A 24,027-nucleotide genomic window follows, 5' to 3' on the forward strand; every position below is an offset into this window, starting at 1 on the left:
ACCGACCGCGACCCGGAAGAGGGACATCTCCGGGGGACGGGAACTTCGCCAGGTGTCGGCGCGCTTGCATACAGTGGCAGGACTTTTTCACATCGCGATCGAAGGGACGTACATGCCCATGGGTCACACGGCCACGGCCGAGGCCGGCTCCGGCGGCCTGACAGCGACCGAGCACCGGTTGGCGAACGGCCTGCGTGTGGTGCTCTCGGAGGACCACCTGACCCCGGTCGCCGCGGTCTGCCTCTGGTACGACGTCGGCTCGCGGCACGAGGTCCCGGGCCGCACGGGCCTCGCCCACCTCTTCGAGCACCTGATGTTCCAGGGCTCGAAGCAGGTCCACGGGAACGGGCACTTCGAGCTCGTGCAGGGCGCCGGCGGCTCGCTCAACGGCACGACGAGCTTCGAGCGCACCAACTACTTCGAGACCATGCCCACGCACCAGCTGGAGCTCGCGCTCTGGCTGGAGGCCGACCGCATGGGCTCGCTGCTCGCCGCCCTGGACGACGAGTCCATGGAGAACCAGCGGGACGTCGTCAAGAACGAGCGCCGCCAGCGCTACGACAACGTGCCGTACGGCACGGCCTTCGAGAAGCTGACCGCCCTGGCCTACCCGGAGGGGCACCCGTACCACCACACGCCGATCGGGTCGATGGCCGACCTGGACGCGGCCACCCTGGAGGACGCGCGGAACTTCTTCCGCACGTACTACGCCCCGAACAACGCCGTGCTCTCGGTCGTCGGCGACATCGACCCGGAGCAGACCCTCGCCTGGGTCGAGAAGTACTTCGGCTCCATCCCCGGCCACGACGGCAAGCCCGCACCGCGTTCCGGCGAGCTGCCCGAGGTCATCGGCGAGCAGCTGCGCGAGGTCGTCGAGGAGGAGGTCCCGGCCCGCGCGCTGATGGCCGCCTACCGGCTGCCGCACGACGGCACGCGCGCGTGCGACGCCGCCGACCTGGCCCTGACGGTCCTCGGCGGAGGCGAGTCCTCCCGGCTGCACAACCGCCTGGTCCGCCGCGACCGCACGGCCGTCGCCGCCGGCTTCGGCATGCTGCGGCTCGCCGGCGCGCCCTCGCTCGGCTGGCTGGACGTCAAGACCTCCGGCGGTGTCGAGGTCCCGCAGATCGAGGCGGCCGTCGACGAGGAGCTCGCCCGGTTCGCCGCCGACGGCCCCACGCCCGAGGAGATGGAGCGCGCGCAGGCCCAGTTGGAGCGCGAGTGGCTCGACCGGCTCGGCACCGTCGCGGGCCGCGCCGACGAACTGTGCCGGTTCGCCGTGCTGTTCGGCGACCCGCAGCTCGCGCTGACCGCCGTGGACCGCGTCCTGGCGATCACCGCCGACGAGGTGCAGGCCGTCGCCGCGGCCACGCTGCGCCCCGACAACCGCGCGGTGCTGGTCTACGAGCCCCTGGCGACCGAACAGGGCGAGAACGCCGACGGCGACGACGAGGAAGAGGGAGCGGGCCAGTGACCGACGCCGCCGCATCTTTGACGAGCATGGACTTCCACCCGCAGCCGACGCCCGGCGTCGCCCGGCCCTGGGCCTTCCCGGCCCCGGACCGTGGCGCCCTGGACAACGGCCTGACGGTGCTCACCAGCCACCGCCCCGGCCAGCAGGTCGTGGCGGTGGAGATCTTCCTGCCGGCCCCGCTGGACGCCGAGCCCGCCGGTCTCGACGGCGTCGCCACCATCATGGCCCGCGCGCTCTTCGAGGGCACGGACCAGCAGAGCGCCGAGGAGTTCGCGGCCGAGCTGGAGCGCTGCGGCGCCACGCTCGACGCGCACGCCGACCACCCGGGCGTACGGGTCTCCCTGGAGGTTCCCGTCTCCCGGCTGCCCAAGGCGCTCGGTCTCGTCTCCGAGGCCCTGATCGCGCCGGCGTTCCTCGAGACCGAGGTCGAGCGCCTGGTGCGCAACCGCCTCGACGAGATCCCGCACGAGACGGCCAATCCGTCCCGCCGCGCCGCCAAGCAGCTCTCCAAGGAGCTCTTCCCGGCCGAGGCCCGGATGTCCCGGCCGCGCCAGGGCACCGAGGAGACCGTCGAGGCGATCGACGCCGCCGCGGTCCGCGCCTTCTACGAGGCGTACGTCCGGCCGGCCACGGCCACCGCCGTGGTCGTCGGCGACCTCACCGGTGTCGACCTGGACAAGGTCCTCGCCGAGACCCTGGGCGCCTGGACCGGCGAGCCGGCCGAGCCGCTCCCGATGCCGCCGATCACCGCCGACGACACCGGACGGGTCGTCATCGTGGACCGTCCCGGCGCCGTCCAGACCCAGTTGCTGATCGGCCGGGTCGGACCCGACCGCCACGACAGCGTCTGGCCGGCCCAGGTCCTGGGCACGTACTGCCTCGGTGGCACCCTGACCTCGCGGCTCGACCGGGTCCTGCGCGAGGAGAAGGGCTACACGTACGGCGTGCGCGCCTTCGGGCAGGTGCTCCGCTCGGACGGCCGGGGGAACGGCGCCTCGATGCTCGCCATCAGCGGTTCCATCGACACGCCCAACACCGGTCCGGCTCTTGACGACCTGTGGAAGGTGCTGCGGACGCTGGCCGCGGAGGGTCTCACCGACGCCGAGCGGGAGACGGCCGTGCAGAACCTGGTGGGGGTCGCGCCGCTCAAGTACGAGACCGCCGCCTCCGTCGCGGGGACGCTCTCCGACCAGGTCGAGCAGCACCTCCCGGACGACTACCAGGCCCAGTTGTACGCCCGGCTGGCCGAGACCGGCACGGTCGAGGCGACCGCGGCCGTGGTCAGCGCCTTCCCCGTGGACCGGCTCGTCACCGTGCTCGTCGGCGACGCGGCGCAGATCGCGGAGCCGGTGCGCGCGCTCGGGATCGGTGAAGTGACCGTCGTGACCGGCTGATTCACGCCGCCGACACGGCAATGGAGGGCCCCGACGGCATAGTTCGTCGGGGTCCTCCCCTTTGTCCGTATTGAGGTCAAGGGTGGCCGTATGCCCTGTGGCATGTCTTACAAAATGCGTGTCCGGTTGGTGATTGAAAGACGATCCGCATAGCGTCGGTGCGTCTGTTCGTCAGTTGCACGTGCCGCACCCGCGGCATCGGACAGACATCGCCGAGTCCCCGTCAGGCGCGAGCCTGGGGAGCCGGGGACCCACACGTAGTCCCTGGGGTGAATCGGGCGCCTTCGTCTCGTACGGAGGGGCTCGTAGGAGACCTTCCTGCTCCGAACCCGTCAGCTAACCCGGTAGGCGAGAGGGAAGGAAAGGATCAGCCCCTACATGGCGTTCACCCGTGCCACCGGGAAGCATCGTGCTCCGAGCCGGATGGCGCGCCGCGGCGTGGGCCTCGCCGGCGCGGCGACGCTCGCCACCACCGGCGTCATCGGAACCCTCGCTTCCCCGGCGCTCGCCGCCGACACGGACAACCGCTCGCTCGAGGACACCGGTCTCATCAAGGTGATCACCGAGGACTCCCTCGCCGAGCGGATCGATGCCCAGGCCGCCGCCCAGGAGCAGGAGGCCTTCGAGGTCGCCGCCAAGGCGAAGGCCAAGGCCGAGGCGAAGCGCAAGGCCGAGGCCCGCGCCAAGGAGATCCGCGAGGCCGAGCAGCGCGCGGCCCGTGAGGCCGAGCGCCGGCGCCTGGCCTCCTTCCAGCTGCCCGTCGAGGGCACGTACGTGTCCACCGGCTACAAGACCGGCGGCTCGCTCTGGTCCTCCGGCAGCCACTCCGGCATCGACTTCCACGCCGCCTACGGCAGCAACGTCGTCTCTGTCGGCTCGGGCACCGTCGTCGAGGCCGGCTGGGGTGGCGCGTACGGCAACAACATCGTCATCCGCATGAACGACGGCACGTACACCCAGTACGGTCACCTCGCCTCCATCGAGGTCTACGTCGGTCAGAGCGTCGAGCCGGGTGAGCGGATCGGCGTCTCGGGCTCGACCGGGAACTCGACCGGCCCGCACCTCCACTTCGAGGCGCGGACGACGTCCGAGTACGGCTCCGACATCAACCCGATCTCGTACCTGCGCGCCCGCGGCGTCAACGTCTGATCCAGGACGGATCCAGGACGCCCTCGCGCGGGGCCGGCGGTTCGTCGCCCCCTCGCATCGCAAAAGCCCCGGCTCGTACAGAGCCGGGGCTTTTCGTCGGTCGCGGCACATCGATATTCCGCCGGGGCATCGGAAATTCCGGCGCGCTGCAATAGAGTCGCAGATCGGGCGCAGAACAGGCGCCGTCGGAATTGACTCGCGCAGACCAAAGGCGGAGGTCGGACATGCGCATTCCCGCGCACTCGGTATGCACGGCGATCCGGGACGACATCGTCTCCGGCGTCTTCGAGCGGGGCAGCCGGCTGACCGAGGAGCAACTGGCCCGCCGGTACGGGGTCTCCCGCGTCCCGGTCCGCGAGGCCCTGCGCACCCTGGAGTCCGAGGGCTTCGTCGTCTCCCGCCGCCACGCCGGGGCGCATGTCGCCGAGCCCACCGACCAGGAGGCCGCCGATCTGCTCGACATGCGGGCGCTGCTCGAACCGCTGGGGGCGGCCCGCGCCGCCCAGCGGCGCACGGAGGCCCATCTCAAGGTGCTGCGCGGTCTGGTCAGGCTGGGGCAGGAGCGGGCCAGGCGCGGGCAGGGCGAGGATCTGCGCTCACTCGGCGGCTGGTTCCACGAGACCCTCGCGCAGGCCTCCGGGAGTCCGGCCCTGACGGCGCTGCTGACCCAGCTGCGGCACAAGATCGCCTGGATGTACGCGGTCGAGCAGCCCGAGCGGCCGGTGGACGCCTGGGCCGAGCACGGCGCGATCGTCGACGCCGTGGCCCGCGGTGACGCCGAGCGGGCGCGGACGCTGACCGCGCTGCACGCGGAGCGCGCGCAGTCGCTGCACCGCCTCAAGAGGCCGGACCGCGGCCGTGTGAGGGTTTCGCAACACGCAGTCAACACGGCGAGTTCCCGGAATTAACGCACGCATCGTATACATGGAATAGGAATTCGGCGCCGCTGCTCCGTGCTGCCCTGAAAGAGGGCCAGTGGAAAAGCGAAAGGCCGCCACCGCCGGAATTCCGGCGGTCACGGCCTTTCGTCGTGCAGAGGGGTCGACCCGGATCAGACGGTCTCGGGAAGCTCATCCAGACCCTCGGCGACCAGCTTCGCCAGACGGTCCAGAGCGGCCTCGGCGCCGTCGGCCTCCGAGGCGAGGACGATCTCCTCGCCGCCCTGCGCGCCCAGGCCGAGCACCGCGAGCATGGAGGCGGCGTTCACCGGGGTGCCGTCGGACTTGGCGATCGTCACCGGAACGCCGGAAGCCGTGGCGGCACGGACGAAGATGGACGCGGGGCGGGCGTGCAGGCCCTCGGCCCAGCCGACGTTGACGCGGCGCTCAGCCATGGTGTTGCCCTTCAAGTCTCAAGCGGGTTGTCTAGACCAGTCTCTCACGGGATGCTGCGTGCTCGTGCCGACCTTCGGCCCGGATCGGACCGCCGTTCGGCCCTCCCCCGCCGTGCGCGGCGTGCTCCCTACCTTGCACGGCGGACCCCCGCCGCGCGAGCGGTGCCACCGCCGTGTCGCGGCCGGTTTCGTCGCCGTGTCGCGACCCGTGCCACCGCCGTGTCGCGGCCGTAGGCTGACCCCATGCAGAGCGCGTCGGACCAGCTGCCGGAGCACGACTACCCCGACCACTGGGAAGCGGACGTGGTGCTCCGCGACGGCGGCACCGCGCGCATCCGGCCCATCACGGCCGACGACGCCGACCGCCTCGTCAGCTTCTACGAGCAGGTCTCGGACGAGTCGAAGTACTACCGCTTCTTCGCTCCCTACCCGCGGCTGTCCGCCAAGGACGTGCACCGCTTCACCCACCACGACTTCGTGGACCGGGTCGGCCTCGCGGCGACCGTGGGCGGCGAGTTCATCGCCACCGTGCGCTACGACCGCATCAACGACCGGGGCCTGCCCGCCTCCGCACCGGCCGACGAGGCCGAGGTCGCCTTCCTCGTCCAGGACGCCCACCAGGGGCGCGGTGTCGCCTCCGCCCTGCTCGAACACATCGCGGCCGTCGCGCGCGAGCGGGACATCCGGCGCTTCGCCGCCGAGGTGCTCCCCGCCAACACCAAGATGATCAAGGTGTTCACGGACGCGGGCTACACGCAGAAGCGCAGCTTCGAGGACGGGTCCGTGCGGCTCCACCTCGACCTCGAACCCACCGACCGCTCCCTCGCCGTGCAGCGCGCGCGGGAGCAGCGGGCCGAGGCCCGCTCCGTGCAACGCCTCCTCACGCCCCGGTCCGTCGCCGTCGTCGGCGCCGGGCGCGCACCCGGCGGCGTCGGCCGGACCGTCCTCCGCAACCTCCTCGGGGCCGGGTACACCGGACGCGTGTACGCGGTCAACGCCGCGCTCACCGGGAAGGACGGGCCCGTCGAGTTCGACGGCGTCCCCGCCCACTCCTCCGTCGCGGCCATCGGCGAGCCCGTCGACCTCGCGATCGTCGCCGTCCCCGCCGAACGGGTGCCGGAAGTCGTCGCCGACTGCGGCGAGCACGGAGTCCAGGGCCTGGTCGTGCTCTCCGCCGGATACGCCGAGAGCGGGGCCGACGGGCGCGAGCGGCAGCGCCAGCTGGTCCGGCAGGCCCGCTCGTACGGCATGAGGATCATCGGGCCGAACGCCTTCGGGATCATCAACACCGCCGCCGACGTCCGGCTCAACGCCTCCCTCGCCCCGCAGATGCCGGCCGCCGGGCGGATCGGGCTCTTCACCCAGTCCGGCGCCATCGGCATCGCCCTCCTCGCCGGACTGCACCGGCGGGGCGCCGGGCTCTCCTCCTTCATCTCGGCCGGCAACCGCGCCGACGTCTCCGGCAACGACTTCCTCCAGCACTGGTACGACGACCCCGGCACCGACGTCGTCCTGCTCTACCTGGAGTCGATCGGCAACCCCCGGAAGTTCACCCGGCTCGCGCGCCGCACCGCCGCCGTCAAGCCGGTCGTCGTCGTCAAGGGCGCCCGGCACAGCGGCAGCGCGCCGCCCGGCCACCGCGTGCCCGTCACCCGCATCCCGCACGCAACGGTCTCCGCGCTGCTCCGCCAGGCCGGCGTCATCCGCGTCGACACCGTCACCGAGCTGGTGGACGCCGGACTGCTGCTCGCCGCCCAGCCGCTGCCCGCCGGTCCCCGGGTCGCGATCCTCGGCAACTCCGAGTCCCTCGGCCTCCTCACGTACGACGCCTGCCTGACGGAGGGGCTGCGCCCGCTGCGGCCGCTCGACCTCACCACGGCGGCGGAACCGGCGGACTTCCGGGACGCCCTCGTGGCGGCGCTCGCGGACGAGACCTCCGACGCGGTCGTCGTGAACGCGATCCCGTGGGTCGGCGAGAACGGCGCCACCGAGTTCGGCGACGGAGAGGTCCTCGCGGCCTCCCTCCGCGAGGCCGTCGCCTCCGCCCAGGCCCCCACGAAGCCGGTCGTCGTCGTCCATGTCGAGATGGGCGGCCTCGCGGAGGCCCTCGCGGTCGCCACGAGCACGCGCCCGACGGCGCCGGGACGGGGCGCGGCCGCCGCCCCGGGACCCCGCCCGACCGGACTCCCGACCGAACCGGGGACCGGGCCCGCCGGCCCCGGGATCGACCCCGGGGCGGGGCCCACCGACCCCGGGTCCGCGCCCGGGTCCGAGCCCGGCGCCGGGCCCACCGGCCTCCGGCCCGCGCCCCGCGCAGCAGGCCCCTGGCCGGCCGGCCGGGGAACGGGTGGCGCCGTGTCCGCCCCCGGCGCCCCGGGAGCGACCCCGCCCGCCCCGGGAGCGACCCCGCCCGCGGGGGCGCCTGCCCCCGCGTCCGCCGCCGGGGCCGTCGCCGCCGACGGCGACCCGGCCTCCGCGCCCGTCCCCGTCCCGCCCGCCACCATCCCCTCCTACCCCGCCGCCGAGCGGGCCGTGCGGGCGCTGGCCGAGGCCGTCCGGTACGGGCAGTGGCGGCGGCAGGCCGCCGAGCCCGGACGGGTGCCCGAGTACGAGGACATCGACGAGCCGGGGGCCGCCGCGCTCATCGAGCGGGTGCTCGGCGGCGACGACGCCGACCCGCGCGGTGTGACCCTCGACACCGCGCAGGCGGGGGAGCTGCTCGCCCGCTACGGCATCGCCGTCCTGCCCACGCTGCCCGCGCCGACCCCCGACGCCGCCGTCGCGGCCGCCGGCCGGCTCGGCTACCCGGTCGCCCTCAAGACGACCGCGCCCCACCTCCGCCACCGCCCCGACCTCGGGGGCGTACGGCTCGATCTGGCGTCCGAGGAGCAGCTCCGTACGGCGTACACCGAGCTGACCGAGGTCCTCGGCAAGCCCGAGGAGCTCCAGCCGGTCGTCCAGGCGATGGTGCCCCGTGGGGTCGACACCGTCGTCCGCTCCGCCATCGACCCGGCCGTCGGCGCGGTCCTCTCCTTCGGCCTCGCGGGCGCCGCGTCCGAACTGCTCGGCGACACGGCCCACCGGCTGGTGCCGGCCACCGACCGGGACGTCGCCGAACTGGTCCGCTCCCTCCGCACCGCCCCGCTGCTGTTCGGCTGGCGCGGCTCCGCCCCCGTCGACACCCCGGCCCTCGAAGAGGTCCTGCTCCGGGTGTCCCGCCTGGTCGACGACCACCCCGAGGTGGTCGCCGTCTCCCTGGAGCCGGTGGTCGTGGCACCGCGCGGACTGTCCGTCCTCGGCGCCACCGTCCGGCTGGCCCCGCCACCGCCCCGAACCGACCTCGGCCCGCGCAGCCTGCCGAGCTACTGAAGGGCCTGAGGGGGGCCCACAGCCCCGTAGGATGGATTCCATGGCGAAGACCGGTACGACGACCCAGGGGCTGCGCGCGGCGATCGAGCGCAGCGGCTACTACCCGGCCCTCGTGGCCGAGGCGGTGGAGGCCGCTGTCGGCGGCGAGGCCGTCGCGTCGTACGTCGTGCACCAGGAGACCACCTTCGACGCCAACGAGGTCCGGCGCCACGTCACCGTCCTCGTCCTGACGCCGCACCGCTTCATCGTCAGCCACACCGACGAGCAGGCCGCCGACACCAGCTCCCCGACGCCGTACGCCACGACGTCCACCGAGTCCGTGAAGCTCGACCGGATCTCGTCGGTCGTCGTCAGCCGCGTCGTCGCCAACCCGGAGTCGTACACCCCGGGCACGCTGCCCCGCGAGGTGGTCCTCACCATCGGCTGGGGTGCCGTCTCCCGCATCGACCTGGAGCCCGCCGCCTGCGGCGACGCCAACTGCGACGCCGACCACGGCTACACGGGCAACGCCACCGCCGACGACCTCAGCCTCCGGGTGAGCGAGGCCGGGGACGGCCCGGACACCGTCCGGCAGACCCTCGTCTTCGCCCAGGCCCTGTCCGAAGCCATCGCGGCCACCGCCGCCCCCACCCGCTGATGGTGCAGCCGACCGCCGTGACCCACGGCTGGCCCGACGACCCGGTCCCGCTCGCCCCGCACACCGCGCCGGTCCCCGAGTACACCTTCGGCTCCCTCGGTGACGTGCTGCCGACGCTCGTCGCCGGTCAGGGCGTGCCCGGGTGCGACGCCCGGATCGCCGAGCTCTCCCCGGCCGACCGGAACTGCGTCTTCCTGATCGACGGACTCGGCTGGGAGCAGATCAAGGCCCACCCGGACGAGGCCCCCTATCTGACCTCGCTCCTCGGCTCCTCCCGCGGGGGCACCGGCCGCCCGATCACCGCCGGCTTCCCCGCCACCACGGCGACCTCGCTCGCCTCCGTCGGCACCGGCCGCTACCCCGGTACGCACGGGCTGCCCGGCTACACCGTGCGCAACCCCGACACCGGCGAGCTGATGAACCAGCTCCGCTGGAAGCCGTGGACCGCGCCGCACGTCTGGCAGCCGTACCCCACCGTCTTCCAGCTCGCCCACGAGGCCGGGATCCACACCGCCCAGGTGTCCTCGCCGATCTTCGAGCAGACCCCGCTCACCAAGGTCGCGCTCAGCGGCGGAAGGTTCCACGGGCGGCTCTCCGGCGAGGAGCGCATGGACTTCGCCGCCGAGCAGCTCGCCGCCGGCGACCGCTCGCTGGTCTACACGTACTACAGCGAACTCGACGGCGCCGGACACCGCTTCGGCATCGAATCCGACGCCTGGCGCGGCCAGCTGATGTTCGTCGACCGGCTCGTGCAGCGGCTCGCCGAGCAGCTGCCGCCCCGCTCGGCGCTGTACGTCACGGCCGACCACGGCATGGTCGACATCCCCTTCGACGAGCAGCACCGCATCGACTTCGACGAGGACTGGGAGCTCCGCGCGGGCGTCGCCCTCCTCGGCGGCGAGGGACGTGCCCGGCACGTCTACGCGGTGCCCGGCGCCGAGGCGGACGTCCTCACCTGCTGGCGCGAGGTGATCGGCGAGCAGTTCTGGGTCGCGAGCCGCGACGAGGCGATCTCGCTCGGCTGGTTCGGGGACGAGGTCGACGAGCGCGTGTACGGGCGGATCGGCGACGTCGTCGCCGCGGCCCACGACGACGTGGCGATCACCGCCTCCGTGAACGAGCCCCACGAGTCCGCGATGGCCGGCATGCACGGGTCCATGACCCCTGCGGAGCAGCTCGTCCCGCTGCTCGAAGTCCGCTCCTGAACCCTCCGGACCCCCGGACACCCTTCCCCCTCCACGACCTGAAAGGTCCCCGTCCCGTCATGCCCGAGCTGGTCTTCTTCTCCGGAACCATGGACTGCGGGAAGAGCACCCTGGCACTCCAGATCGCCCACAACCGTGACGCGCGAGGGCTCCAGGGCGTGATCTTCACCCGTGACGACCGGGCGGGCGAGGGCAAGCTCTCCTCCCGGCTGGGCCTGGTGACGGAGGCGGTCGAGGCACCGCAGGGCATGGACCTGTACGCGTACCTCGTCGCCCAGCTCTCCCAGGGCGGCAAGGCCGACTACGTGATCGTCGACGAGGCCCAGTTCCTCGCCCCGGAACAGATCGACCAGCTCGCCCGGGTCGTCGACGACCTCGGTCTCGACGTCTTCGCCTTCGGCATCACCACCGACTTCCGGACCAAGCTCTTCCCCGGCTCGCAGCGGCTCATCGAGCTGGCGGACCGCATCGAGCAGCTCCAGGTCGAGGCGCTGTGCTGGTGCGGCGCCCGCGCCACGCACAACGCCCGCACGGTGGGCGGCGAGATGGTCGTCGAGGGCGAGCAGGTCGTCGTCGGCGACGTGAACCGCCCGGCCGAGGAGATCGGTTACGAGGTGCTGTGCCGGCGGCATCACCGGCGCCGGATGACCTCCGCGTCGGCCCACGCGGGGGCCCTCTCCCCGGACGTGCTGCCGGTCAACGGCTGATCCCTCGCGGGGCCGGGCCCGTACGGCGGGACCGGAGCGGGAGAGAAACGGTATCGGGGCGCTCGACTCTGGCGGAGTAGTTCTCTGCAGGAGGAGTCTTTCGATGAAACATCCCCCGGACCGGATCGACGTGGCCGAGGGGCTGCGCCACATCCTTCAGGAGCTGTCCGCCATCGAGCGGTCGGTCGAGGGTGAACGCGCGGGCCTGCCGGATGCCCGTACGGACGGAGAGGGGTCCTGGGACGGGCCCGAGTTCACCGTCGAGACCGTCAGCGACAACAGCATGCACACCGTGGTGGACATCAGGGCGCTGCGCGGCCCCGGCCGGCTCCCGCCCGACGGTGCCGGGCCCGACGAGGAAGAGGTCGCCGCGCTGCGCGCGACCGTGCGCGCGCTGCTCGATCTGGCGGACATCGGATCCGGGCAGGCGTGTACCACCGTGGTCCTCACCGAGCGGGGGCCACGGGTGGTCAGTTGCCGGCTCGGCGGCGGCGCGACCGTGTTCGCGCGCGAGCCGGGGCCGGGGGCCCCGGGCTGAGCGGGGCCGCCGGGCCGAGCGGGGCCGCCGGGGTCGTCCGGGGCGGGCCGAGCGGGATTCGGTAGGAGGGCTGTACCCGGGCTGACCTGGCGTTCCCGGGTGCGTTCCCGTGCCGTACCGGAAGGCGGTATCGACGCGGGAACGGTCCGGGAACGGGTCACCGGAGAGTACGTGGTGTCGGGAAGCAGAACCGGAGAAACCACGTAAAGGGGATATGGCCATGGGACGCAAGTCGACTGGATTCGCCGGGATCGTCGTCGCCGCCGCTCTCGCCCTCGGGTTCGGGGTCACGGTGGAGGCGGGTCACGGGCAGAGCCGGCCGGTCGGCGTCCAGGTCCAGGCCGATGACCAGGGTCCGACGGTGATCGGCAAGGGTGGCGTGGTCCAGGCCGGCGCGACCGACGACCAGGGCCCGACCGTCATCGGCAAGGGTGGCGTGGTCCAGGCAGGTGCCACCGACGACCAGGGTCCGACGGTGATCGGCAAGGGTGGGGTCGTCCAGGCCGGCGCGACCGACGACCAGGGCCCGACCTTCATCGGGTCCCGGGTCGTCCAGGCCGGTGCCACCGACGACCAGGGCCCCACCGTGATCGGCAAGGGTGCGCCCGCCGCCGGCGGTCAGAGCGTCTTCGCCGCCTGATTCCCGCTCCGAACACCCGCTACGTCGGTACGTCGCTGCTTCGGCTACGTCGGTACGTCAGCGACGTCGGTGACGTCAGCTACGACGGCGTTCCGCCGGGACGCCCATCTCGCCGAACAGCTCCTCCGCCGACCGCTCGTTGCGCGCCGCCTCCTCCGAGAGGCCGAGGGCGGCCTGGGCGCGGGCCATGCCGGACAGGGCGTAGGCCATCTCGATGCGGAAGTCGAGGGAGTGCGCCACTTCGTGGGCGCTCTCGTGCAGGCCGAGCGCCGCCACGTACTCCTTGCGCTTGTACAGATAGCGGCCGACGGTGTTCTCGACCTTGGCCCGGCGCAGTGGAGAAACGTTTGGCCCGATGGTTTCCATGGCCCGGTCCGCGTAGCGGACGGCCTGCTCGTCCCTGCCGAGACGCTGGGCGACCTCCGCGAGGAGCGCGAGGGCAAGGGCCACCTGCCCCGGGTCGCTGTTCTCGGTGCACAGCGCCCGCGCCCGCGCGAGGCACGTGTCGGCGGCCTCGTCGTCGCCGAGGCAGGCGTGCGCGAACGCCAGGTCCGTGAAGGCCACCAACTTGTTCTCGTGCTGGCCCAGTTCGTCGCAGAGCGCGATCGCCCGACGGGCCGCCGACGCCGCCTCCTCGTGCCGCCCCCACTGCTCGTACAGGGTGCTGAGCAGGGTGAGGCTCTCCGCCTCCGCCCGGCTTGCGCCCAGCTCCCGCTGGTGCGCGATCGACTTCTCCAGATGGGACAGCGCCTGCGGGAACCGGCCGAGCAGACTGTTGAGCTGGCCGAGGGCGCCCTCGCTGTGGGCCAACGTCTGTACGTCCCCGAGTCGTTCGGCGACGTCCCGGCCCTCCGTGGCGACCTCGATGCCCTCGGCGAAGCGGCCCAGCTTCCAGCACGCCACGCCCAGATTGGACAGGCTCACACCCAGCAGCGGCAGTTCCCCGAGCCGGCGCGCGGCGGCCACCGCCAGGAGCCCCATCGAGCGGAACTCCTCCAGCTGGCCCCGCGCGCTGAGCTGGAAGGCCAGATTGCGGCTCAGGAACACGGTGTGGCGATCGTGTCCGAGCCGGTCGGCCAGGCCCACCGCCCCGAGCAGCGACCCCTGCTCCCGCGCGAACCACTGCTCGGCCTGCTCGCTCTCCGCGAACCGCGGCAGCCGCGTGAGCCACGCGTCCGTGTCCTCCACCTCCGCCACCTCGGTGGGAATGCGGCGCCGGCCCGGGAACATGACCTGGCAGGCCGACTCCGTCGTCGCCAGGTAGTAGTCGAGCAGCCGGCGCGTCGACGCGGAGTCGTCCTCCTCCGTGGCCGTCGACCTGAGACTCTGCGCGAAGCTGCGCACCAGGTCGTGGAAGGTGTACAGGCCGATCTCCGGCTGCTGCAACAGATGGACGTCCAGGAGGAGTTCGAGGATGTCCTCGGCGTCGGCCGGATCGGTCTCCAGAAGAGCGGCCGCCGCGTACACGTCGAGCTCGCCGCCGGGATGCAGCGCCAGGCTGCGGAACGCGGTCCGGCAGTCCTGCTCCAGGGCCTGGTACGACAGACGCAGGGTGGCGGCGACGCTGCGCTGCCCCGAGCTCAGCTCGTCCAGCCGGCGCGTCTCGTCGCGCAGCCGATCGGCCAGGTAACGCAGCGTCCAGCGCGGCCTGTTGCGCAGCCGGGCGGTCGCGATCCGCAGCGCCAGGGGGAGGTGACCGCACAGCCGGGCCAGCTCGGCCGCCGCCTCCGGCTCCGCCGCGTACCGCCGCTCGCCCAGCGTCTCCGCCATCAGCGCCGCGCACTCCGCCGGCGACATCACGTCGATCGAGATCCACTGCGCCGAGTCGAGGTCCACAAGACGGGCCCGGCTGGTGACGAGGACCAGACAGCCGGGCGTGGTCGGCAGCAGCGGTCGTACGCCGTCGGCGTCGGCGGCGTTGTCGAGGAGCAGCAGCAGCCGCTTCCCGGTGACGGTCGACCGCCACAGCGCCGTACGGCCCGCGAGGTCCTCCGGGATGCGCGCACCCGGTACGCCCAGGGCCCGTAAGAGACTGTCGAGCGCTCCGCCTGCGGTCACCGGCTGCTCGCCGGGCGTGTAGCCGCGCAGGTCGATGTAGAGCTGGCCGTCGGGGAACTCGGAGGCCAGGGAGTGCGCCGCGTGCACGGCGAGGGAGGTCTTGCCGCTGCCGCCCATGCCGTCCAGGGCCACGATCCGGGAATGCCGCGCGCAGTCCCGGCCGGCCGAGTCGAGCAGCTCCCGCAGTTCGTCGCCGCGGCCGGTGAAGTCCGCCAGGTCGTACGGCAGGGTGCACGGGGCCTCGGTGGGCGCCGCCTCCGGCAGGGCGACCGGGGCCGCGACGGGCGGGGGAGCGGGGGCGGCCAGCTCCGGGCTGTCGCGCAGGATCCCCTCGTACACCCTGGTCAGCCGGGGGCCCGGGTCGACGCCCAGCTCCTCCACCAGGAGCTCACGGACCCGGCTGTACTCCTCCAGGGCCTCGGCCTGTCTGCCCGAGCGGTACAGGGCCAGCATCAACTGGGCGCGCAGCGACTCGTGCAGGGGGTGGGCCTGCACCAGATCCCGTAGATCGACGACGAGTTCCGCCGTCTCGCCGAGACCCAGGCGGAGATCGAAGAGCTGCTCCGCGGCGGCGAGCCTGCGCTCCTCGAGCGCGGTGGCCGCCGCCTCGATCACCGGGCCGCCCGCCCCCGACAGGATCGGACCCCGCCAGAGGCCGAGGGCCCGGCGCAGCGCCTCCACCGCGTCCACCGCCCGGCCCTCGCCCGGGGCGTCCCGGGCCGATTTCACAAGACTGCCGAACTCCGTCAGGTCGAGCTGCTCCGGAGCGAGGACCACCCGGTATCCGGGGCCGTCGGTGACGATGACCTCGCTGCCCGCGGGGATGCGCCGCCGAAGATCCGCGACCGCCTTGCGGACCTGGTGCGAGGCGGTCGCCGGCGGGTCCTCGGCCCAGGCCGACTCCACGAGCCGGCCGATCGTCAGCACCCGTCCCGGCTCCAGGAGCAGCGTACCCAGCACGCGTTCCTGGATGAGACCCCCCAGCCTCAGCCGGGAACCGTCGGCCCAGCCCTCAAGGGGGCCCAGCACGTTGAATCTCAGCGATTGCTCCTCGGCAGCGGTCATTGCCGCGAGCACCCCCCCAGGTCTCCCGGCCACGCCCTCGGCGCCGGTGATTGCGGATCCTAGCCCGTTCCCGTGACCCCCGGGAACGAGGCGGTACGGGATCGGTAAGCGGTCCCGCCACCGTATGACCCACGAGGCCGACTCCTTCACGGCCCTCGCGACTGAGGACCCCCATGCAGCAAGGAGACTGGTCATGACCGAACAGGCATCGCCGGACGGGCTCGCCGAGCAGCTGCGGGCGGCACGGCAGTGGGCCGGCATCACCCAGGAGCAGTTGGCCGGCCTGTCGACCGTCAGCGTGCGGGCCATCCGGGATCTGGAGCAGGGGCGGGTGCGGCACCCGCGCCGGGAGACGCTGCGGCTGCTCGCCGGCGCCATGCGGCTGAGCGACGCCCGCCGCGCCGCTCTGGAGCTGGCCGTCGAAGGGGCGGAGGCCGGCACGGTGATGCGCGAGGCGTACGGCGCCGAACTGGCGCCGCCGCCGCAGCCGTTGCGCAGACTCGTCGGCCGCGCCGAGGAACTCCGGGTCCTGACCGGTCTGCTGGCCACCGAGCACGAGCGGCTCCTCAGCGTGGTGGGCCTGGCCGGGGTGGGCAAGACCCGACTGGCCCAGGAGGCCGCCCTGTTGCTCCACGGCCGTGACCGGACCCCCGTCGTCTGGGTCGACATGACCGAGACCGCGCCGCCGGTGGCCGGGCCGGCCGGGACCCGCAGCCCGCGGTCCGCGCTGACGGGCTGGGCCCGCTCCCTGGCCCTCGGCGGCCGGGGCCTGGACGAACTCGCCTCCGTGATACGCGGCCGGGCCACCCTGCTGGTCCTCGACGGCCATGACACCGGCCCCCACCTCACGCCCCCGCTCCTCGAACTGCTGCACGTCTGCGAGCGGCTGAAGGTGCTGATCACCACGCGCGAGCCGCACCGCACCCCGGGCAACCGGATGCTGCCGCTCGGCCCGCTGCCCGTACCGGACCCGGAGCCGGGGGAGTCCCCGAGCGGGGCCGCAGCACCCGGCGTCTCCCTGACCGCCGGGGAGCCCGCCGTCGAGCTCATGCTGTCGTACGTGGGTCACATGCGCCCCGACCTGATGCCCGGCGACTCGCTGGTGCGCACGGTGTCACGGATCAGCCGGGCCCTCGACGGTGTGCCGCGGGCGATGGAGGCCGCCGCCTCCTGGCTGCTGCTGCGCTCTCCCGCGGAGCTGCTGCGGATCGCGCGGACCACGCCGCTCGACGTCGTGGACGACGTGACCGCCGGAGACACCGGCGGCGACGCGGGCGGCGAGGGACTCGCCGCGCTGCTCGCGGCGGCCGTGGCCCGGCTCGACGACGGGCCCGCGGCGCTGCTCGGCGACCTGAGCCTCCTTCCCGACGGCTGGAGCGCCGACCAGGCCGCCGCCGGTCTGTCCGCGACACCGGCCGCCGTGGTGCGCGACGTCCACGCACTGATGCTGCGCGGCCTCGTACGGCGCCTTCCCGGTGAGGAGGACGGAGCCCCGCGGTTCGGGGTGCTCAACCTGGTGCGGCAGCTCGCCGCCGAACGCGCCGCCTCGCTCGTACCGGCGACGGCCCTCGTCCCCTCCTGAACAGACCCCGCTCTCCCTCCGTCTCCTCCACCCGCTCCTCTTCTCCCTCCCTCTTCCCCTTCCTCGAAGAAAGGCCCGTCCGCCATGCGCAACCTGATCTCGCTCGCCGACCTGAAGCCCGAGCAGCTCGCCCGTATCGTCGCCCGTGCCGTCGAGTTCGGCACCGGCGGCGTCGACGACAAGCCGCTGGCCGGACGCCAGGTCGGTGTCTACTTCCGCAAGTCGTCCACCCGGACCCGGACGTCGTTCTGGAGCGGCGCCACCCGGCTGGGCGCCGACGTCATCACGTTCGGCCCCGACGAACTCCAGCTGACCACCGGTGAGACCGTGGAGGACACCAGCCGCGTCCTGGGCCAGTACCTCGACGCGCTCGTCGTCCGCACCAACGGCGACGTGGCGGAGATGCGCCGCCTCGGCGGCAGCCCGGACCTCGCCGTGGTGAACGCCCTCAGCCTCGACGAGCACCCGACCCAGGCGATCGCCGACCTGACCACGCTCGCCGAGCACTTCGGGAAGCTCGCCGGACTCCATGTGCTCGTCGTCGGCGAGGGCAACAGCTCCGGCGCGGCGCTCGCCCTGGCCGGCGCGCTCACCCCCGGGCTGCGGATCACCCTGCTGAGCCCCGAGGGGTACGAGGTGCCCAAGAGCACCATGGACCTCGTCGACGAACTGAGCGGCGGCGACCACCAGGTGCGCCGGATCACCGACCCGGCCGAGGTCGACGGGCCCGTCGACGCGGTCTACACGAGCCGCTGGCAGACCATGGGCGTACCGAAGGCGGACCCCGACTGGCGGGCGGCGTTCGAGGGGTTCGCCATCGACCGCGCGTTCTTCGAGCGGCACAGCGGCCCGGACACCGTCTTCCTGCACGACCTGCCCGCCGTCCGCGGCCAGGAGGTCACCGACGAGGTCCTCGACGGGGAGCGCAGCCTCGCGTGGCGGCAGGCCCACCACAAGATGACCGCGGCGATGGCCGTACTGGAGTGGTGCGTGGTCGGCGAGAACTGAGCGGCACAGGTCCGAAACGGACGGGGGCGGCGTCGGTACGGGTTCGGGGAACCCGGTACCGACGCCGCCCCCGCGTGTGCGCGACGGTCGTCAGCCGCCCATCGCGGCGACCACCGAACGGGGCCGCAGATCCGTCCAGTTGGCCTCGATGTACTCGGCGCACTCCTGCTTGCTGCCCTCCTCGTGGACCAGCTGCCAGCCCTCCGGGCGGCGGATCCGGGCGGGCCACAGCGAGTGCTGGCCCTCGTCGTTGGCCAGGACGACGAAACGGCCGTCGGCGTCGTCGAACGGATTGGTTGCCATGGCTTCACCTCTGTGGGTTCCGTGGAACGGGGATCCGGTGCCGCACCGGTGCCTCGACGCTACGAGACGGTGTCCGCCGGTTCGGGCAGCCGGGGCGGCAGTTGGGCGGCAGCCCGCCCGAGCCTCGTGCTCGGCGGCCGGCCCCCCGCGCGGGGTCCTATACGAGTACGCGGGAGACCTCGTTGGCGCGCGTGACGGCGATGCCGGTGGCGACCGCGGCGGCCCGCACGGAGCCGAGCGCCTCGCGCAGCAGTTCCGTGCGCAGCCGGGGCTGGTCCGCCAGCTCCGGCCGGTCGGCGTCGATCAACTGCACCGCCGCCTCCAGTACGGCGAACTTGGCCTCGCCCAGGGGCTCGTGGCGGTCGGCATCGGTCATGACGTCGCGCAGGGCCGCGGCCAGTTCCGCGGCGGGGGCGATCTGGGACATGGGTCCACTCCTCAGGGTTCTCGGACGCGCGTGCTCCCGCGTTCCGCTCCGGCCGACAGGGCTTCGGAGCGGCGGATTTCGACTGTAGGGCGGGCCGGGACGGCGGCGGCGACAGGCACCGGCAACTGCCGCCCGGCTGCCGCCCGGGGCGCCGGTCGGCGGGGTCCCGCGTTCCTACGATCGATGCCGAAGGGATGTTCCGAGCGATCCAGGACCTCCTTCTCCCACTTGTCATCCCACGATGTGGACGAAGAAGTGATGATGCAGACTGCGGAATGGGCGTCCCGAGAGCGATCCGGGCCGCTGGACGTCGTTGTCACCGGACTGCCGTCCGATGCGCACACCTGGAACCTCGTATTCATCCAGCTGCTGATCGAGGACCTGGGACACCACGTCATCAACCTGGGCCCGTGCGTCCCCCAGGACGAGATCGTCGAATCCTGCGGCAAGTACCAGCCCGACCTGCTCGTGGTCAGCACCGTCAACGGCCACGGCTTCCAGGACGCCGACCAGCTCATCCGGGCGATCCGCTCGCGCTGGGAGCTGGCCGGCCTGCCCGCCGTCATCGGCGGCAAGCTGGGCGTCCTCGGCGCCGAGCAGCGGGCCGGGCACGGCCGCCGGCTCCGTGAGGCGGGCTTCGACGCGGTGTTCCAGGACGGCCCGGAGCAGGGCCAGGACGCGGGCCTCGGCGCCTTCGAGGCGTTCATCGCCCGACTGGACGCCGAGCGCGGCCCGGCCGCCCCGCTCTCGGCCGACGGTGCTCCGGCCGCCGACCGCGTCCCCGCCGACCTCGCCCCGGTGGCCTCCGCCGCCCGCCTCGAAGGGGTGGCAGGGTGACGTCCTTCGGCCGGTTCGTGGCCGCGGCCCACGCGAGGGGGGCCCTCGTGGTCCAGCCCCGCATGGGCTTCTCCGAGCCCGCCCGGATGAGGACCGGGCTCGCGGCCACCAAGGCCGCCACGGACGCCGTCGCCGGCACCCTCACCATCGACAGCTACACCCGGGTCTGCGACGAGCCCTCGGCCGTCCGCGCCCTGGGCGACGGCATCCCGCTCAACGGCTACCCGATCACCTCCTACAGCCCGAGCACCTCGCACTGGGTCCTGGACGGACTCGCGGACGAGACCTTCCCCGTCCAGGTCCGGCACGGCTCGGCACGGCCCCAGCGGATCGTCGCCGCGCTCGCCCGGCTCGGCCTCACCGCGACCGAGGGCGGACCGGTCTCGTATTGCCTGCCCTACGGCCGTACCCCGCTGGAGGACTCCGTCCGCAACTGGCAGGAGACCTGCGAGCAGTTGGCCACCCTGCGCGCCGACGGTGCCGAACCGCACCTGGAGAGCTTCGGCGGCTGCATGCTCGGCCAGCTCTGCCCGCCGGGACTGCTCGTGGCGATCAGCGCCCTGGAGGGCGTGTTCTTCCACCGCGCGGGACTGCGGTCCGTCTCGCTCAGCTACGCCCAGCAGACCAACCCCGGGCAGGACCGGCAGGCGGTGCGCGCGCTGCGCCGGCTCGCGGCCGAACTCCTGCCGGACACCGACTGGCACGTCGTCGTCTACACCTACATGGGCGTCTACCCGAGGACCACGCGCGGAGCCCACGCCCTCCTGGCGGACTCCGCCGAGCTCGCGGTCCGGGCCGGCGGGCAGCGGCTCATCGTGAAGACCGCCGCCGAGGCCCACCGCATCCCGACCGTCGCCGAGAACGTCCGGGCCCTGCGCATCGCGACCGAGGCGGCCCGCCGGGCCGCCGCGACCGCGGGCGCCGAGGAGACCGACGACGCGGCCGACAACCCCGTCTACGCCGAGGCCCGCGCCCTCGTGGACGCCGTACTCGACCTGCACACCGACCTCGGCAGCGCGCTCCTGAAGGCCTTCGAGCGCGGCTACCTGGACGTCCCCTACTGCCTGCACCCCGACAACGCCGGCCGCTCCCGCAGCCACATCGACGCGGCGGGCCGGCTGACCTGGTCGAACATCGGGGCCATGCCCATCGGACGGGTCGCCGGACGCAGCGGCGCCCGGCTCACCGCGACCGGACTCCACGACGCGCTGACCTTCGTGCAGCGCCGATACGACCACCTCGACATCCGCACCGAGGACGTCGACCACACCCCCGTCGACGCCCCTCTCCTCCAGGAGGTATGACCATGACCGTCACCATCGCCGAGGCCGTGGACGAGGCTCTCCTGCCGTTCCCGTCCTCGCCCGACGCGCACCTGACCGATCCGCTCACCCGGGCCACCCTGCGCGTGCAGAGCCACATGCTCACCGCCACCCGCGCCTTCCTGACCGCCCGCGGCTTCCAGGAGCTGCTGCCGCCCATCATCGGCCCGGTCACCGACCCCGGCATCCGCGGCTCCAAGCAGGTGGACGTCGACTTCTACGGCCACAAGTACAAGATGATGACGAGCGCGATCCTCTACAAGCAGGCCTCGCTCCTCGCCTTCGACAAGATCTTCTACATCGCGCCCAACGTCCGGCTGGAACCCCTCGAGACGGCCGTCACGCACCGCCACCTCGCCGAGTTCCACCAGATCGACGTCGAGATCCGCGACGCCCGCCGCGAGGACGCGATGGACCTCGCCGAGCAGCTCGTCACCCATGTCGTCGCCGAGGTCGTCTCCCACATGCCGGCCGAACTCGACCTGCTGGGCCGGGACACCGACGCCCTGCGCGAGATCTTCGCGGGTGCCTTCGGACGCGTCGGCCACCAGCAGGCCACCGCCGAGCTGATCGGTCTCGGCCATCCCCAGGACCCGGCCGCCGAGATCGACTGGCAGGGCGAGGAGATCGTCTCCGCCCGCGCGGACCGCCCCTTCTTCATCACCGACTACCCCAAGGGCTCCCGCGGCTTCTACGACAAGGAGAACGCCGAACAGCCCGGCGTACTGCGGAACTTCGACCTCATCGCCCCCGAGGGGTACGGCGAGCTCGCCAGCGGCAGCGAGCGGGAGCACGACTACGCCACCCTCGTCACCCGCATGCGGGAGACCGGCGAGAACCCCGCCAAGTACGGCTGGTACCTGGACCTGGCCCGCCGCGGCATCCCCGCCAGCTCCGGCTTCGGCATCGGCCTGGAGCGCTTCACCCGCTACGTCACCGGACGGCAGGCCGCCTGGCAGGCCAGCGCCTACCCGAAGCTCCCCGGGGTGGTGTCGGCGTGAGCACCGCACTCGTCGCCGACGGCTTCCCCGAGGAGCAGGTCCGGCAGCGCGCCCGGCACGGCGCCGGGGCCGTCTTCCCCGCCGAGGCCGGCTACGGCACCGGACTGCTCGGCGCCGTTCCCGCCCCGTCCCCGGAACGGGCCGGGTACGACCCGGACGACGTGCTGGAGCGGATCCGGATCGTGCCGCCCGTCTTCATGCCCGAGCGGCTGAAGAAGCTCATCGACCTCGCCCGCGAGCCGCTCTACAGCGACGTCGAACTCGACACCGTCATCGGCGGGTTCACCAGCCGGCTGCCGCTGTACGTGTCGGCCTTCGGGTCCACCAGGGTCGCCAGCCACGACCTCGGCGAGGCCGCCGGACGGCAGGCCGGAGCGCTCGGCATCCCCCTGGTCATCGGCGAGAACGTCGTCCCCGTCAACGGCTACCGCAGCGCCGGCGAGGCCGGCGCCTCCCCGCTGCTCGGCCGGATCGCCGCCTATGCCGAGGCGGCCGACGACGAGCACGGCGGCGTCGTCGTCCAGCAGTCCACCGAGGACGCCGACGCCGAGGTGTGGAACCTCGTCTACAGCGACCCCGTCACGGAACCCCTGCTCGCCACCGGCCGCCTCGCCTTCGAGCTCAAGGTCGGCCAGGGCGCCAAGCCCGGCCTCGGCGGGCTCACCCTCCTCGACCGGGAGACCGCGGGCCAGGTCGCCGAGCAGTACTCCCTCGACGAGGTGTTCGGCGCCGGCAGCGGCCAGGTGCTCCGGGTCGCCAGCCCCGGCACCTTCACCGAGGAGATCCTGCGCCAGCAGATCCGCCTCATGCGCAACAACTTCCCCCGCGCCCGGGTGTGGGTGAAGCTCCACCCCGGCCGGGACGTGGCCCACGCCGCGGCCACCGCCTGGGCGGCCGGCGCGGACTCCGTCACCGTCGACGGCGCGGAGGGCGGCACCGCCTGGGCCCCCACCGGCTTCCTCACCCACGTCGGCCTGCCGCTCGCCGACTGCCTGCGCCACGTCGGCCGTACCGACCACTGCCTCCTCGCCAGCGGACGCATGTGGGAGGGCACCCGAGCCGTCAAGGCCCTCGCCCTCGGCGCCCGTGCCGTCGGCCTCGGCCGCGCCGCACTGCTCGCCGTCGACGAGGACCGCGAGGCCGGCCTGACCCGGCTCGTCGAAGCCCTCGCCCTCGAACTGCGGATGCTGACCAGCGCGGTCGGCAAGTACCACGTGAACGCCCTGGCCCCGGAGGACCTGCTCCTGCCGGACCGGTGGGAGCAGCCACCGGCCGCCCCCGGCGCCGCCTAGTCCGCCTCAGCACCACACACGCGATTCCCAGTCGTGGCCGTACGGGATGTCCGGCACGCCGCGAGACCCGTACCCGCCCGAACCTTCGAGAATGGTGTCGAGAAGATGTCTCACCAGCACTCCGTCCAGGCCCCCGCCGTCGACATCGACGCGTACAACAGCACCGCCGTGCGGCTCCCCGAGGGCGCCCTGCACGAGTTGTTCGCCGCCCAGGCCGCACGGACGCCGGACGCCGTGGCGCTGGTGTGCGGGGAACGCGAACTCACCTACCGCGACCTGGACTCGGCCGCCACGGCCCTGGCGCACCGTCTGCGGGACCGGGGCGTCCGGCCCGGCGACGGCGTCGGTCTCTTCCAGGACCGCTCCCTCGCGTACGTCGTCGCGATGCTCGCCGTGCTCAAGGCGGGTGGCGCGTACGTGCCGCTGGACCCGCGTCAGCCGGAGGAGCGGCGCGCGTTCATCCTCGCCGACACCGGGGCCGTACTCCTCCTCACCGACCGCGACGAGCGGGAGGCGGCCTTCGCCGGCGACCTGCCGGTGCTGCGGCTGACGGAGGACGTGACGGTTCCGGAGGGGGACGAGGTGGCCGCCCTCGACGTGGCCGTCCAGCCCGACCAGTTGGCGTATGTGATGTACACGTCGGGTTCGAGTGGTGTGCCGAAGGGTGTGGCGAACACCCATCGGAACGT

The 24,027-nt window shown here is 73.2% G+C and carries 21 protein-coding genes and 1 riboswitch; of the genes, 17 read left to right on the forward strand and 4 right to left on the reverse strand.

Annotated features, from left to right (window positions below; genetic code table 11):
- The first annotated feature begins 112 nt into the window (after window positions 1–112).
- The 4 genes from E0F75_RS32845 to E0F75_RS32860 all read left to right on the forward strand — a co-directional run bounded on the left by E0F75_RS32845 (window position 113) and on the right by E0F75_RS32860 (window position 4,922).
- Window positions 113–1,471, forward strand: a complete 1,359-nt coding sequence (locus E0F75_RS32845; RefSeq protein WP_229314607.1) for a pitrilysin family protein — start codon at window positions 113–115, stop codon at window positions 1,469–1,471.
- A gap of 26 nt (window positions 1,472–1,497) precedes the next feature.
- Window positions 1,498–2,865 (forward strand): pitrilysin family protein, encoded by a 1,368-nt coding sequence (locus E0F75_RS32850; protein WP_229314631.1) that lies wholly within the window; start codon window positions 1,498–1,500, stop codon window positions 2,863–2,865.
- Window positions 2,866–3,065: 200 nt separating this feature from the next.
- Window positions 3,066–3,231: riboswitch (cyclic di-AMP (ydaO/yuaA leader) on the forward strand.
- A gap of 12 nt (window positions 3,232–3,243) precedes the next feature.
- Window positions 3,244–4,014 carry a M23 family metallopeptidase gene (locus E0F75_RS32855; protein ID WP_229314608.1) on the forward strand — a complete coding sequence of 257 codons (771 nt, stop codon included), beginning with the start codon at window positions 3,244–3,246 and terminating at the stop codon, window positions 4,012–4,014.
- A 224-nt stretch (window positions 4,015–4,238) separates the two neighbouring features.
- Window positions 4,239–4,922: a GntR family transcriptional regulator gene (locus E0F75_RS32860; protein ID WP_229314609.1), complete on the forward strand. Its 684-nt coding sequence runs from the start codon at window positions 4,239–4,241 to the stop codon at window positions 4,920–4,922.
- Window positions 4,923–5,065: 143 nt separating this feature from the next.
- Here the strand turns inward: E0F75_RS32860 and E0F75_RS32865 are convergent, their stop codons facing one another.
- Window positions 5,066–5,347 (reverse strand): HPr family phosphocarrier protein, encoded by a 282-nt coding sequence (locus E0F75_RS32865; RefSeq protein ID WP_015036698.1) that lies wholly within the window; start codon window positions 5,345–5,347, stop codon window positions 5,066–5,068.
- A 243-nt stretch (window positions 5,348–5,590) separates the two neighbouring features.
- Here E0F75_RS32865 and E0F75_RS32870 point away from each other — a divergent pair, with 243 nt between their 5' ends.
- The 6 genes from E0F75_RS32870 (at window position 5,591) to E0F75_RS32895 (ending at window position 12,443) form a co-directional block, all read left to right on the forward strand.
- Window positions 5,591–8,716, forward strand: coding sequence for a bifunctional GNAT family N-acetyltransferase/acetate--CoA ligase family protein (locus E0F75_RS32870; protein WP_229314610.1), 3,126 nt, complete (start codon window positions 5,591–5,593; stop codon window positions 8,714–8,716).
- Between the two features lie 40 nt (window positions 8,717–8,756).
- Window positions 8,757–9,353, forward strand: a complete 597-nt coding sequence (locus E0F75_RS32875) for a DUF5998 family protein (protein WP_030325407.1) — start codon at window positions 8,757–8,759, stop codon at window positions 9,351–9,353.
- Complete coding sequence (locus E0F75_RS32880; protein WP_229314611.1) at window positions 9,353–10,558, forward strand: alkaline phosphatase family protein; 1,206 nt, start codon at window positions 9,353–9,355, stop codon at window positions 10,556–10,558. The genes E0F75_RS32875 and E0F75_RS32880 overlap by 1 nt, the downstream gene beginning before the upstream one ends.
- A 59-nt stretch (window positions 10,559–10,617) precedes the next feature.
- Entirely contained in the window at window positions 10,618–11,265 is a 648-nt protein-coding gene (locus tag E0F75_RS32885) for a thymidine kinase (protein ID WP_229314612.1), read from the forward strand.
- Window positions 11,266–11,368: 103 nt separating this feature from the next.
- Window positions 11,369–11,803: a hypothetical protein gene (locus tag E0F75_RS32890; protein ID WP_229314613.1), complete on the forward strand. Its 435-nt coding sequence runs from the start codon at window positions 11,369–11,371 to the stop codon at window positions 11,801–11,803.
- 220 nt (window positions 11,804–12,023) lie between these two features.
- On the forward strand, window positions 12,024–12,443 hold the full coding sequence (locus E0F75_RS32895; protein ID WP_229314614.1) for a hypothetical protein: 420 nt from the start codon (window positions 12,024–12,026) through the stop codon (window positions 12,441–12,443).
- Between the two features lie 75 nt (window positions 12,444–12,518).
- On the opposite strand, the gene E0F75_RS32900 is transcribed toward E0F75_RS32895, so the two are convergent.
- Window positions 12,519–15,566 carry a BTAD domain-containing putative transcriptional regulator gene (locus E0F75_RS32900; protein ID WP_229314615.1) on the reverse strand — a complete coding sequence of 1,016 codons (3,048 nt, stop codon included), beginning with the start codon at window positions 15,564–15,566 and terminating at the stop codon, window positions 12,519–12,521.
- 193 nt (window positions 15,567–15,759) lie between these two features.
- Between E0F75_RS32900 and E0F75_RS32905 the strand changes: the two genes are divergently transcribed.
- Window positions 15,760–17,148, forward strand: a complete 1,389-nt coding sequence (locus tag E0F75_RS32905) for a helix-turn-helix domain-containing protein (RefSeq protein ID WP_229314616.1) — start codon at window positions 15,760–15,762, stop codon at window positions 17,146–17,148.
- Between the two features lie 84 nt (window positions 17,149–17,232).
- Entirely contained in the window at window positions 17,233–18,156 is a 924-nt protein-coding gene (locus tag E0F75_RS32910) for an ornithine carbamoyltransferase (protein ID WP_229314617.1), read from the forward strand.
- 90 nt (window positions 18,157–18,246) lie between these two features.
- Here the strand turns inward: E0F75_RS32910 and E0F75_RS32915 are convergent, their stop codons facing one another.
- Both E0F75_RS32915 and E0F75_RS32920 read right to left on the reverse strand, forming a co-directional pair.
- Window positions 18,247–18,459, reverse strand: a complete 213-nt coding sequence (locus E0F75_RS32915; protein ID WP_229314618.1) for an MbtH family protein — start codon at window positions 18,457–18,459, stop codon at window positions 18,247–18,249.
- Window positions 18,460–18,616: 157 nt separating this feature from the next.
- Entirely contained in the window at window positions 18,617–18,886 is a 270-nt protein-coding gene (locus E0F75_RS32920; protein WP_229314619.1) for a hypothetical protein, read from the reverse strand.
- A gap of 261 nt (window positions 18,887–19,147) precedes the next feature.
- Here E0F75_RS32920 and E0F75_RS32925 point away from each other — a divergent pair, with 261 nt between their 5' ends.
- The 5 genes from E0F75_RS32925 to E0F75_RS32945 form a co-directional block, all read left to right on the forward strand.
- Entirely contained in the window at window positions 19,148–19,723 is a 576-nt protein-coding gene (locus tag E0F75_RS32925; protein ID WP_229314620.1) for a cobalamin B12-binding domain-containing protein, read from the forward strand.
- Window positions 19,720–21,027 (forward strand): methylaspartate mutase, encoded by a 1,308-nt coding sequence (locus tag E0F75_RS32930; protein WP_229314621.1) that lies wholly within the window; start codon window positions 19,720–19,722, stop codon window positions 21,025–21,027. Before E0F75_RS32925 ends, E0F75_RS32930 begins: the two co-directional genes overlap by 4 nt.
- Window positions 21,024–22,046, forward strand: a complete 1,023-nt coding sequence (locus E0F75_RS32935) for an asparagine synthetase A (RefSeq protein ID WP_229314622.1) — start codon at window positions 21,024–21,026, stop codon at window positions 22,044–22,046. Before E0F75_RS32930 ends, E0F75_RS32935 begins: the two co-directional genes overlap by 4 nt.
- A complete protein-coding gene (locus E0F75_RS32940) occupies window positions 22,043–23,338 on the forward strand; it encodes a glutamate synthase-related protein (protein ID WP_229314623.1) in 1,296 nt (431 codons plus the stop codon). The genes E0F75_RS32935 and E0F75_RS32940 overlap by 4 nt, the downstream gene beginning before the upstream one ends.
- A gap of 105 nt (window positions 23,339–23,443) precedes the next feature.
- Window positions 23,444–24,027: AMP-binding protein (locus E0F75_RS32945; RefSeq protein ID WP_229314624.1), on the forward strand; the 584-nt coding region annotated here is incomplete at its 3' end.

Origin of the sequence: Streptomyces sp. CB02980, from assembly GCF_014451325.2 — a bacterium.
GTDB lineage: Bacteria > Actinomycetota > Actinomycetes > Streptomycetales > Streptomycetaceae > Streptomyces.